Here is an 11391-nt window from a genome sequence, read left to right as displayed (position 1 = left end):
CTCCATTATCGCCATCAACTTTCTTCTGAAACGATCCAGAAAATTCTTCAATCTCATACTGAAGGCAATAGTCTGCAAGGACTCTCTCACATTACGGGTTGGCATATGACACCTGTGTGAGTGTGGTTCGTTCAACGAGCGATAAAGCCAAAATGATTCACAATCTAGATGTTCAGGCCGTAGCGACTGACATCATCAATGCAAATGAATTGTGGTCCTTTGTCAAAAAAAGCAAAAATATTGTGAACCGGAAGAGTTAAGCATAGGCGATAGCTGGATAGCGTTGAGTCTCGCTACAGACAGTGGCTTGGTGCTCAGTGGTCGCATAGGCAAACATACCGATGAGCTCGCTCAAGAATTGATTGAGCATACTAAGGGCAAAACCGCCTGTCACCATTGGCAAACCAATGGCTGGGAAGGATACTCACGGCATTTGACCGATAAGGTGAGCCATCAAGTGAGTAAAGCCCTGGCGAAGCGCTAAGAATGGACCAATGGAATACTACGACAACAGACTGGACGCTGGCATCGACGACAGAATAAATTTGGTAAAGTCTGGCAACAGAGTGCAGTTTCCGATAAAGTCTATTAAGCTTGGCTGAAGACTCACGAAGGCACAGACAGCGATCCAACTGGCAAAGGTTACAGTCTCTTTAGGGTCCTAACTTTCAGAGCAGCGAAAAATACTTTTGAATACGTTCGAACCCTCGCTAGTAGAGCGTTTAGGGGATGGCAATTTCCCCAGGATAAACACCTTGCGATGCTTTAATGTCCAAGGAAGCACAGTAAAAATGTAGCATGCATGTAGTATATAATGCAATGATCTTACACACATGCATAACCTGATCAAGTGCAGGATTATGGGGGTACATTTGGGGGTATTAAGAGATATTCAGTTTCAAAGATCTATTTATCACCGAGGATTAGAGGCTTTTGTTCGATTCCTCCACCTTCCTCATTATCATTCACAAATTTTTTTTAACTGAAATATTAGCAATGCCTGATATCAAAAACAATGAAAAATTCCGTTATTACAATGTATCGACCGACGGGTCCTGCAGAATTGAAGTTGCTCGAAGACGCTAATTTCCGTCGCTGTCCGCCAAGGCTACCTGAGCAGCCCATTTTTTACCCAGTTACAAACGAGCAATACGCGATTGATATTGCCACCCGATGGAATATCAAAGAGAGTGGGGTTGGATATATCACTCGATTCAGCGTCAAAAAATCTTTTATGGACAACTATGAAATCCAGAAAGTTGGGGGTGCTCACCATACAGAATGGTGGATTCCCGCAGAAAAACTGGAAGAGCTGAACGATAATATCGTCGGTGCAATTGAGGTAATTGGGGAGTATCGCTAACCTTAGTGAACAGCTCTGGTCTCAATAGGAAGAGAACACCATCCATCATGATTTAAGAGGTCAAAATAGTGCATATTCAGTTTGAAGGGCGATCGCATCATGCTATTCAAGTGGGGATAGGTGACCGCGCCGACAGCAGGTTGCCCGCCATCTAGAAGTCCCCGTTAATCGTCTCAACGCTGTCGAATACCGCCCGAGTGGGGATGTGATTGTTCGACCCGAGACAGTTTACGGATAAATGACTCCCGTGCTCCAATAGAGAAAGCTTTCACAACTTCTCAAACAGCCGCTGGGCTGTATCCAGCTAGACTGAGAGAGATTGATCCGTTTCTCACTGACAGGCCACGGCCTAGCCGCCTAAACCCACTATGCAAATCTACTTGGATTACAGCGCCACCACTCCTTGCCATCCAAATGTAATTGCCACCATGAGCAATATTTGGCAAGAACAGTGGGGCAATCCTTCAAGTGTGCATGAATGGGGGCAACGAGCGGCAACCGTTTTAGAGCAGGCTCGCATGCAGGTTGCAGACTTGATTCATGCACCAGCAGAGTCCATTGTTTTTACTTCCGGTGGCACCGAAGCCAATAATCTAGCGTTGATGGGTGTGGCTAGAACTTATGCCAACCCCCAGCATTTGATTATCTCCAGCATCGAGCACTCTGCGATTTTGGAACCCGCTCGCCTACTGGAACAACAGGGATGGCAAGTCACTCGCTTGCCCGTCAATTCACACGGTCACGTTTCTCCCATTGCCCTAGAGAATGCGCTCCGCAGCAATACCGTGTTGGTCTCGATCATTTATGGGCAAAGCGAAGTTGGTACCCTACAGTCGATCCAATCATTAGGCAAAATCGCTCAAGATCGAGAGATTCTTTTTCATACCGATGCGGTACAAGTCGCTGGCCGACTGCCCATTGATGTGCAAACCTTACCCGTCGATTTACTCTCTCTTTCTAGCCATAAACTCTATGGCCCCCAAGGCGTAGGAGCTTTATATATCCGTCCTGGGACTGACCTAGTTCCCCTACTTGCAGGGGGAGGACAAGAACAAGGAATGAGATCGGGTACACCGGCGGTGCCGATTATTGCTGGATTTGGTCTGGCTGCCGAGATGGCGGCTAAAGAGATGGCTACAGAGCGTCTCCGATTAATACAGATGCGCGATCGCATGTTTGCTCACCTCCGTGACTCTCCCTACCTACTGCCCACCGGCGATCTACACCAACGCCTTCCCCATCACCTTAGCTTTTGCCTACATCCTGATGTCCCTGCTGCAGTAACGGGCAAAGCCTTAGTTCGACAGATGAATCTAGCAGGCATTGCCATCAGCGCGGGTTCAGCTTGCCATAGCGGCAAACTAGCGCCGAGTCCCGTCTTAAAAGCGATGGGATATTCTGATCAGCAGGCCTTGTCGGGGATTCGTCTGACCTTAGGCAAGCAAACGACTCCCGAAGATATTGACTGGACGATTACAACCCTCACTCAACTGTTGCAACGAATCGTGCCTCAAGCCGTTGCGATCGCTTAAGCCCATTTGCACATTAAGGCGATACACTGACGGGCCGCCCTGATTGCATCAACTGCATTGCAGTTAGCTGAGCATGGGCTAAAAAGCCTAAACTGACCATTGCACTGATGTATAGGCCAATCGCTAAACTCGTCTTGGAGCACAGTCGGGACACAAAGGGATTCATGATTCTATCTGAGGGAGCAAAGGAGTGATGATTCTGGCGTATTCCATAAGCATGCCAAGCCTGAAGCGACTTTTGAAGGCTTTGCGATTAATCGTTATAAAACAGTCTTGGGATATGAACAAAGTTAACAATCATCTAGGCTGCTGCAGCTCGAAGTGATACTGACGGCGTTCAACATCAGGGTCGGGGATAGATGGAACGGCCTGAATTTGCTGAATATAGGTTGCTGGAATGCCCAGGTCAAGCGCACCTTGGACAACATAAGCCTTGTACCAGTCAAACGGACACAACGCATCATCCTGAAGCAATGCCAAGTAGGTAAACACGTTAAGACGCCCCTGAGGAGTCACAACACTAAGATGTTGGCGTTTATAACCCACGCCTAAACTCTCGGCCTGATCTAAATGGAGCAACTCAGATGAGTCTATTTGAAAAACGGCTCCCCAAACGATGTCTTCAAGCCGTCCGGTTGCTTTAATATTACCTTTACCCGATTGATCCAAACCAATCTTATTAAATTTAAGTTGATACGCCTACAGTTTGCCAAGGCTAATGAAGCGTGCTGAAGGGACACGGGCTTGTAATCGGGATTGATATAGGTTGGATCCATAGGCAAAATAATAATCTTGATGATTCGAGACCATTACTTTGGCGATCCCATTGTGCCTTGGGTTTGATCGACCAAGGAACGGCGAGTCGATCGTTGGTTGCGGTAACTTCTCTTATGGCGATACATGGCTTGATCCGCATAATGGAGCAGTTCGGATAAGGTACACCCATCTTGAGGATGACAAGCAACCCCCACACTCGCTGTAATCTGGAGCGAGTGGTTTTCTATTTCTATGGTTTGCTGTAGCCGGATTGAAAGCCGCTCACGGGTGTTGTTCGCAGCATTGTGATTGGCCTTAAACAGTAGGGCAACAAATTCATCCCCGCCAACGCGCGCGACAATATCGCCCTGACGTACGCAAGTCTTTAAGCACTTGGCCACATAAATCAGAACGGTGTCTCCAATCTGATGGCCATAAATATCGTTAATTGGCTTGAAGTCGTTTAAATCAACATAAAGCAAGGCAATTGGCCAGAGTCCTTTGCCAGCCGAGCTGAGAGCCAATTGACCTGAAATTTCCAATTGCCGACGATTACAAAGCCCCGTGAGACTATCAAAGTAAGCGAAATGCTTTAGCTGTGCCTGTTTTTGATGTTCTACAGTAATATCTCGAATAATCACCACAGATCCCACTGGACGACGGCCAGGACTATACAAGGCTCGGATTTTGACTTCTTTTAAGAGCGTTTGGGACAGGTGAAATAACTTGATCGTTTCTGTAATTTCTTGGGTTAGGGGAGTCGTTAGCAGATGTTGATAGGCTGGGAACCCGACATGAAAAGGCTGACCTAAAACATTGCCAAATAGGCTTTCCTGGCAAGCACTGGGATTTAAATCAACAATATGATTTTTGGTGTCTAAGAAAATGACTGCATCTTCGGTGTTCAAAAACACCGTGCGGTAAGAAATGGGCGAGACTTCAAACAGTTTGCCGCGAAACAACCCCACAATCATGATCGAACTGCTAAGGGCAAAGCTGATGGGGGTTAGATCTAACCCGTAAAAATGTAAACCTGCGAGCAAGTACAACAGACTGGAGAAGAAGGGAATAATTGACGCTGCTAGCAGTATCAGGATTTGTTGCCGATAGATTTGGGAACTCGTAAAAAAGGCATTGAGAAGTACCCCAACTCCCCCTAGCAGCAGCAAGTAGTTGTAAGGCATCATCACATAGCTAAACCACCAGCCATGCTGAATCATCAGCTGGGGGGCGGGGGTGTGACCCAGTTCAACAGACTTCCAAATCAGCCCATGCAAAGGATCTGTAAAGGCAAAGATCATGCTGAGGATGGGCAAAACCATCAGCCATCTCACTCTCTGAGGAGTCAGACGCGAGTCATCATGAGTAAACCGCAGGGTAAAAACTAGCCAATAGACGGCAAAGAACGGGATGCCCAGATATTGTAGTTTGCCAAAAACGATACGGGGCGTTGCTTCAGTGCTGAGATACTCCAGAACGGCAAAGAAGCACCAGATAAAGATACAAAGAATACATCCAAAAAAGGATTTTGCCCCTGTCACCGACCGCTGTTGCCATACATAAATAGCAATACTACCTGTAGCAAAAGCTGCGATCGCAGGTAGCAGTGCTAGGAGGTAGTAAATCAGCATGATCTGTCATGAATTAGCACTATCGTAGCCTATTCCGCATACCCCAGCCGAGATAAAGGGTCATCCATCTATTGACATTGATAGATAGTGGATTCTGCTGGGTTAGGCTTTGCTTCTCTGATCGGGAGGGGAACGTTAGCCGGGGCGGTTCGATTGGCTTGCAGAAAAATTGCCAAATTGTGTTAGCCTGAATTGTGCTGAATATTCAGCCATATGCGGGTGTAGTTTAGTGGTAAAACCTTAGCCTTCCAAGCTAATGATGGGGGTTCGATTCCCCCCACCCGCTTTTGTACATTGCAAAGCTATTTGTCCGTTTTGCACAGTTAGTGTCCAAAACAGGTAAATAACTGTGAGCAAAATTTAATGACTAGCAATCTTGAGAACGGCCTGTAATCCTTACCCCCAGAAATTAACTGACTTATTTAAGCTGTTAAAAGGAAGACATTGGTTTGAAAAATAAGCAGCACATTTAACTTTTTGAGAAAAGGAAAGACTGTTTATTTGCTCGTTTTGCACACTTAAGTGTCCAAAAAAACAGCACAGCGATTTCCGCAGCATTCAAGTAGCTGTTGTTGGAAGGCTAAGGTTTCTTTCATCGCTCTAGACTCTCGCAATTATTCTAGGGCTATTCTGAGTGGGAAACACTGGAACAGGGAAGTATGGCTAAGCCTTTCAACTCCCAACACCCTCAAAAGGACGTTGCGACGTTGTTTCTCTTTCAGAAGACGATGTATACCCGGTCTCCTTTCAACCCCCAACACCCTCAAAAGGACGTTGCGACGGTCGCTCAGACCAGCCTCAATCCCATCATCGTAACTTTCAACCCCCAACACCCTCAAAAGGACGTTGCGACTTCTTGTTTTTCTTTCTTTTGAACTTGTTCATCCCCTTTCAACCCCCAACACCCTCAAAAGGACGTTGCGACGTTTCCACCGCACGTTCCCAGTGGTTAATCGCCATCTTTCAACCCCCAACACCCTCAAAAGGACGTTGCGACAGTACCCAGCTAGAACCAAGTCACCAAATAGGTTTCAAGGAGTGAAATCGCGAACCTCTTGAATGAGATGGAAATTAATGAATATGCAGATCCTGGAGGCTAGCTCCAAAAGCCTGTAACTCATACTCGTCAATACTCCTAGGAATTGCGCGGACCTCTTGAATGGTTAGTGACCTACAAAAGCGCAGAGAGTCTAGGGCTCCCCCCGATTAGGTATTAACAACACCCTCCCATAGACAAGGAAGGCATGGTTAATTTCCTCCTGAGGGGCATTTTAGAGCTGCCACGACACGTATGCCTGTATCTTTGAATAGGTAATGAAACCAATCTCAAAAACATTGCTTTCTGCAACAGGTGCGACCATGCTGCCCAGTTCTTGAAAAGAACTCAAAAGCAGACAACTACAGGGACTGGAAAGTAGTTAAACTGGCCCATAATTTTCACGGTATTCGGCTTTACAGCCTACTATCCATGCGCTGTCGTTAATTTTACTCTCCTAATCAGGCGTAAAATAGCCACTTCGCAAATCTTCAGGGACTAGGGGCATTGTGCTGAAGATGAGCATAAGCAATTTCTACAGATTGTTCAAAGGGACCAGCGTTTTTATAGAATTTCAAGATGTTCACCTTCATCTCTCGTCTCTCAGCACAGACTGCAATGCATTGAATTAAACGGGTATAGCTCCAACGTGGATACCTCAGGCGAATGGCTTTTGCATACCGTTTCTGGAGCTTTTTATTGTTGGGGAACTTGAGCCGAGCCAGAGACTGAACTCTAGCTTCAATTTGATCTTGAATGCCATGGGGAGATGGAAGGACGATGTCTCTAACTTGATGAGTTTGAGCCCATTGAATCAAATGATACGCAATGAGCTGGTCGCATTTTTTTCCAAGATTTTCTAGCCTCTTTGAACGACGTAGCCTTCCTTTGGAGAATTCTTTCTTTTTAATCTTGCGCCAATAGACTCTTTGGCGATGTACACGGCCTATCAAATAGGCGAATTGACTTCTCCTAGCAGGTTTTAGATTATCTTGATAGCCCTCTAGTTTGAGTAGTTGAGGAGCCGTGATGGTTGCAACCAACTTGCGGGTCTGATTATTTACGATTGAGGCTTGAAGTGGGAGCCCATAAGAAAGGCTAACGCCCATAGTTAATTCAGGATTTCCATTATAAGGAGAAACATGGGGCCTTCTAAGAGAAGCGTTCTGAAGACGATTGATGGATTATTGAGTCCGTTTTAGGTATATTTTTTGCGTTTCCTTGAGTGTGTTGAGCGATTTTCCCTCAAAAGATCGCAACTTCCCATTCTCCTCTTCGATTTTTTCAGCTCGGACCTCTGCGGTTCCTTCATCAGAGAGCAGTCGTTCATCAATGGTGCCATGAAAATACAGTCGATGAGTGACCCAGGGTTTCTTGCTTTTATACTTCTTGCTCGGACGCCATAACAGTCGTGCAGATCTGAGAGGGAAGAGCCCACCAGGGGGAGGGCAGACACTAGAATCTTTTTTTTTGCCCTTATTTTCTTGCTCGTGAAAGTGGTTCCCTTCTTCATGAAGACGCCGGAAGAAATGGAGTTGTCTGCGATTGCACCTGATCTGGAATACATCATCCTTAAATCCTGAAAATGATAGCCCTAATAGGCTTCTGGGATTTTTGGTAGGAGTATCTTTGATGTTTTTATCGTTATTCGAAACCACCCCAATGGTCGGCCAATAGATTTTGCTTGAACTCTTTATTTCCAAGGGATAATGTAAGCTTTTGAAGCTAGGTATTTGAATTTGCTGTTTCCAGAACTGAAATTCTTGATCAAGTTTCTCCGGATCATCTGATAACTTGGGCAGTGAAATTGCTTCAGATAGACGCTCCAGATGCTTGGCACCTAGGGGGTCTCTTCCCTTGGGTAGAGATTGATCAATCTTGGCTTCCAGTCGTTCAATCTCGATTTCTTTCTTGGTAAACCGCTTCATAAGCTTCTCCTCAAGAAACGGCTCCTCAGGAACTTCTAGATTGTTGAGCAAGAGATAGGCAATGGCTAGCAGGTCAATTTTCTCAGTCTTTTTTTCTGCTGCTTGCACTAGCTGCTCAAAGCGTGATGGCTTTTTCGTTTCTTTCTTGAAGGCGTGACGCTTCGAATAGACTAACCACTGGGAAGCCCTGGTACAAATCTCATCATGAGTAGGGGCCTTAAAATCATGCTCCAAGACCGGTTGAACAATCGACAGCCACCGTTTCTTCTGCTCCAGGCGAAATGTACTTTCTTTTTGGATCGCGAACCAGGAGTCATAAATCTGTGAAACAACATGCTTGGCAGACATATAGAAAATACCAGGTAAGCCAGTATATTGCGGGTCTGACTTGAAAGGGCAAACGAACTCTTTATCGATAATGCTTTCTGGACATTTACCGTTTGATTGCCATCGTGGAAATCGAGAATCATCTGCAACCTTTTCTATGACTGCACTCACCATAAGCGTGTATTTCTCAGTCCAATACCAGAACTTCTTGAGAGTCTTGGGTGGGGCATCAAGGACACATTGAACCGTTCTCAGTACCATGTCCTGTTCTCCATAGAAATCGACAGAATCCACGATGAGAAGCAGTTGAGGTAAATCTAGAGATATCCTGGCCTATTCCATCAACCGGCTTAAGGCTGCCAAACATGCGACAAGATCTTCATCGGAGTTGTCTGCTTTAAGCTGGGTGAGAATCCTGCGTAAGGCGGTCAACTCGTCAGGAGAAAGTACGGGAAGCAGGCCACGACCTACTTGCTCAATAAATTCAGACCGAGATAGTCCCATCTGCTTGGCAAGCTCATCAAGACCTTTGACTCCAGTTGCTGTCAACGACAGGTTCACTTGACCTTTGACCTCATCGTAAAGCTCGGGTTGTCCCCGAAGTTTCTTGCGCCCTTTTTCAGGCATTAACCTCTTATCCTTATACTATGCATAAGATTAGAGGCTATATAGTGTCTAACTATCTTAAGATTAATAGGTAGTGGCTATATAGTCTCTACTGAATCGTCGGCCAGAGAGTTGCTTGCTATGGTGGCTCTCTGGCTGGCTTGTGCTTTTCTCAGATTAAACTGCTGGAGTTTTACCCGTGAATTTCTTGGAAAAATTTCATATACCTGGTGCCTGCTGTACAAAAAGCGTATTTTGTCGGTCGGGTTGTCAATAGTGAATGAGATTGTGAACACTGGAGATGTACCAAAGGAACTCACGCCACAATTAGTTCTCAAACCCTCGTTACAAGAAGCTGTTACTGTAATTCGGCGCTACGGTGGTCGTTTAACCGCACATGAACTGCACTTAGAAATGGAGATTGGTCTATCAACGGCTTACACATACCTCAAGCAATTACATGCTCAGAATTTTGTAGAGCGATTGAAGATTCAAAGTGCAACTGGTACAGGTAAACAATACCTATATGTGATGAGTCCGCAAGTCATGGAACTTGATGGATTCTCACCCCATGCCATCCAAACTAGTGAGTCTGAGGGTCTTCCTGACATTTGGCAACATGATCAATCTGCAGACCCGATGCAAGAGGTTCTAGATATCCTCTGCTACCTGGCAAAGAAAGTGAGAACTCTAGAAAAGAAACTCACCAATCTGGAGCAAGAAAAACAAAAACACTATCCAATAATTTCTGCTCTGAAGAAAGAGATGAACCATTCTGGCAAGCCTGGATCCTGAAAAAGGCTGAGTATTTGCAGGAGGTTCTTGAGGGAGCAATATTCTCTGACCGAGCTGACGAATCGACTCAACTCCTCACAGGCGATTTATAACATCGAGTTTTTTTCATTGGTGAGATATCAATACGCCTTTTGATATCTCACCATCGACTCAAACCTCATCCCACAATTTAAACAGCGCCCTTGGCTCCAATCTCGTGGCAGGGCTATTTTTGTATTGCATCCAGGGCACCGGGATAGAAGTCGTAAACGGTGCTTCTCGCATCCCTCTACCGACTGAAACTGCCATTCTTTGCGATGATATGGAGTCTCCAGGTAACAAGCTGCACACAGTCGTATTGAGCGGCACAGCGTTCTCTCGCTGGCAGGTGGAAACATCTCTTCTAATTGCCTAAGATCTAAGCTGACAAGTTGGGCAAGCGCTTCCAACTCCTTTCGGGTCGGAGGTGGGTTGAAGTAGAACTGCTCCCAGCGGAAAAGAGCAGGCCCAATCCCTGCTAATTGGCTCAGTTGAGAGGGCTTAGGAATACTGACTGCAGGTTGATGGCGAAAGCGACCAAAGTAATGGCTGACACTTTCTCCTTCAAAGGGCTCCAGATACCAAGATGGTCGTTGATCCTCAGGGATATTCACTGTAAATCCTAGGACGGAGTGTCTCGACTAGCCAAAATCTTGCATAGTTCATTTGAATTAAACGTTAAGGAAGGATAGTCCAGTTTGAGAATGGCAACCTTGCGGAGAATATCGTAGAGCACTTCACCATGACCGCCTGATCTCTCATACAGAATTTTGACGACCTGCTCGTCGCTAAAAAGATTCAAGGGTTGTGACCATCCCTTTAAGACCTGAGCTTCCCACTGTTGGATGATCCCCACGGTATCCGCTTTCTTGAAAGGAGGAAAAACATGCCAGTCTAAAAATGTGCTGGCAATATCGGCATACCGTTTGGTCCCACGTTTCAAGAGTTCGCCGAGATAGTAGGTACCGACTAGAACAATCGCGATTTTCAGATTTCTGGTTAATTCAATCAACTCGTTCAAAGCTTTATAACTCAGATAATCTGCCTTGCCGATAACGAGTAACCTGACTTGGTAAGATTTCAGCGTTCCCCAAGTTCTCGTTCGTAAATGGACCAACCGCCCAATATCAGCGAAAGGATTGCCTAATTCTCGTAAGATATCGCGGTATAAATCTGTGGGTGTCCCGTACTGTCTGATTTCGGTAAAAATGATAGGAGCTGGAATGGTATAAAGGTGTCCACGCTTCTGACCAAAGAGTCGCTGATAAAAATGACAACTTTTTCGCAGATCGGCATAACATTTTGAATTGACGTATCCATTCAACCGAGCATCACGTTGGGAGGATAACCAAGCAAACAGGTCACGATCTCGTTGGGCAACATCAAAAATGTCACTTTG

Annotated in this window: 11 protein-coding genes, 1 tRNA gene, 1 pseudogene and 1 CRISPR repeat array; of the genes and pseudogenes, 5 read left to right on the top strand and 8 right to left on the bottom strand. The window is 45.7% G+C overall.

Annotation, left to right across the window (positions count from 1 at the left end; translation table 11 throughout):
- From Q0991_RS01395 to Q0991_RS01385, 3 genes and pseudogenes are all read left to right on the top strand, one after another.
- Window positions 1-577: pseudogene (locus Q0991_RS01395) on the top strand (IS1 family transposase); the annotation flags it as partial.
- A 438-nt stretch (window positions 578-1015) separates the two neighbouring features.
- Window positions 1016-1363, top strand: a complete 348-nt coding sequence (locus Q0991_RS01390; protein WP_299484778.1) for an ADP-ribosylation/crystallin J1 — start codon at window positions 1016-1018, stop codon at window positions 1361-1363.
- 368 nt (window positions 1364-1731) lie between these two features.
- The gene (locus Q0991_RS01385; RefSeq protein ID WP_299484776.1) at window positions 1732-2895 is read left to right on the top strand and encodes a cysteine desulfurase family protein; all 1164 of its coding nucleotides are present in this window, start codon (window positions 1732-1734) and stop codon (window positions 2893-2895) included.
- A 13-nt stretch (window positions 2896-2908) separates the two neighbouring features.
- Here the strand turns inward: Q0991_RS01385 and Q0991_RS01380 are convergent, their stop codons facing one another.
- The 3 genes from Q0991_RS01380 to Q0991_RS01370 form a co-directional block, all read right to left on the bottom strand.
- Window positions 2909-3061 (bottom strand): hypothetical protein, encoded by a 153-nt coding sequence (locus tag Q0991_RS01380; protein WP_299484775.1) that lies wholly within the window; start codon window positions 3059-3061, stop codon window positions 2909-2911.
- Between the two features lie 131 nt (window positions 3062-3192).
- The gene (locus Q0991_RS01375) at window positions 3193-3564 is read right to left on the bottom strand and encodes a gamma-glutamylcyclotransferase (protein WP_299484773.1); all 372 of its coding nucleotides are present in this window, start codon (window positions 3562-3564) and stop codon (window positions 3193-3195) included.
- A 140-nt stretch (window positions 3565-3704) separates the two neighbouring features.
- Window positions 3705-5282 (bottom strand): histidine kinase N-terminal 7TM domain-containing protein, encoded by a 1578-nt coding sequence (locus tag Q0991_RS01370; RefSeq protein WP_299484772.1) that lies wholly within the window; start codon window positions 5280-5282, stop codon window positions 3705-3707.
- Window positions 5283-5497: 215 nt separating this feature from the next.
- Between Q0991_RS01370 and Q0991_RS01365 the strand changes: the two genes are divergently transcribed.
- Window positions 5498-5568, top strand: a tRNA-Gly gene (locus Q0991_RS01365).
- A gap of 383 nt (window positions 5569-5951) precedes the next feature.
- A CRISPR array of direct repeats spans window positions 5952-6279; the repeat unit is 37 nt; unit sequence CTTTCAACCCCCAACACCCTCAAAAGGACGTTGCGAC.
- Window positions 6280-6809: 530 nt separating this feature from the next.
- Here the strand turns inward: Q0991_RS01365 and Q0991_RS01360 are convergent.
- From Q0991_RS01360 to Q0991_RS01350, 3 genes are all read right to left on the bottom strand, one after another.
- The gene (locus tag Q0991_RS01360) at window positions 6810-7136 is read right to left on the bottom strand and encodes a hypothetical protein (protein ID WP_299484770.1); all 327 of its coding nucleotides are present in this window, start codon (window positions 7134-7136) and stop codon (window positions 6810-6812) included.
- 366 nt (window positions 7137-7502) lie between these two features.
- Window positions 7503-8834, bottom strand: a complete 1332-nt coding sequence (gene cas12k, locus Q0991_RS01355; protein WP_299484768.1) for a type V CRISPR-associated protein Cas12k — start codon at window positions 8832-8834, stop codon at window positions 7503-7505.
- A 72-nt stretch (window positions 8835-8906) separates the two neighbouring features.
- Entirely contained in the window at window positions 8907-9200 is a 294-nt protein-coding gene (locus Q0991_RS01350; protein WP_299484766.1) for a ribbon-helix-helix protein, CopG family, read from the bottom strand.
- A 120-nt stretch (window positions 9201-9320) separates the two neighbouring features.
- Between Q0991_RS01350 and Q0991_RS01345 the strand changes: the two genes are divergently transcribed.
- Complete coding sequence (locus Q0991_RS01345) at window positions 9321-9974, top strand: hypothetical protein (protein WP_299484764.1); 654 nt, start codon at window positions 9321-9323, stop codon at window positions 9972-9974.
- 119 nt (window positions 9975-10093) lie between these two features.
- Here the strand turns inward: Q0991_RS01345 and Q0991_RS01340 are convergent, their stop codons facing one another.
- Together Q0991_RS01340 and Q0991_RS01335 are read right to left on the bottom strand one after the other, a co-directional pair.
- Window positions 10094-10606, bottom strand: coding sequence for a TniQ family protein (locus tag Q0991_RS01340; protein WP_299484762.1), 513 nt, complete (start codon window positions 10604-10606; stop codon window positions 10094-10096).
- 8 nt (window positions 10607-10614) lie between these two features.
- Window positions 10615-11391 (bottom strand): AAA family ATPase (locus tag Q0991_RS01335; protein WP_299484760.1); only part of this gene is annotated, 777 nt, incomplete at its 5' end.

The organism is Acaryochloris sp. IP29b_bin.137 (assembly GCF_028285745.1).
Taxonomy (GTDB): domain Bacteria; phylum Cyanobacteriota; class Cyanobacteriia; order Thermosynechococcales; family Thermosynechococcaceae; genus Acaryochloris.
The sequence above is the reverse complement of the archived record's forward strand: the minus strand, read 5'-3'. Positions and strand labels throughout refer to the sequence as shown.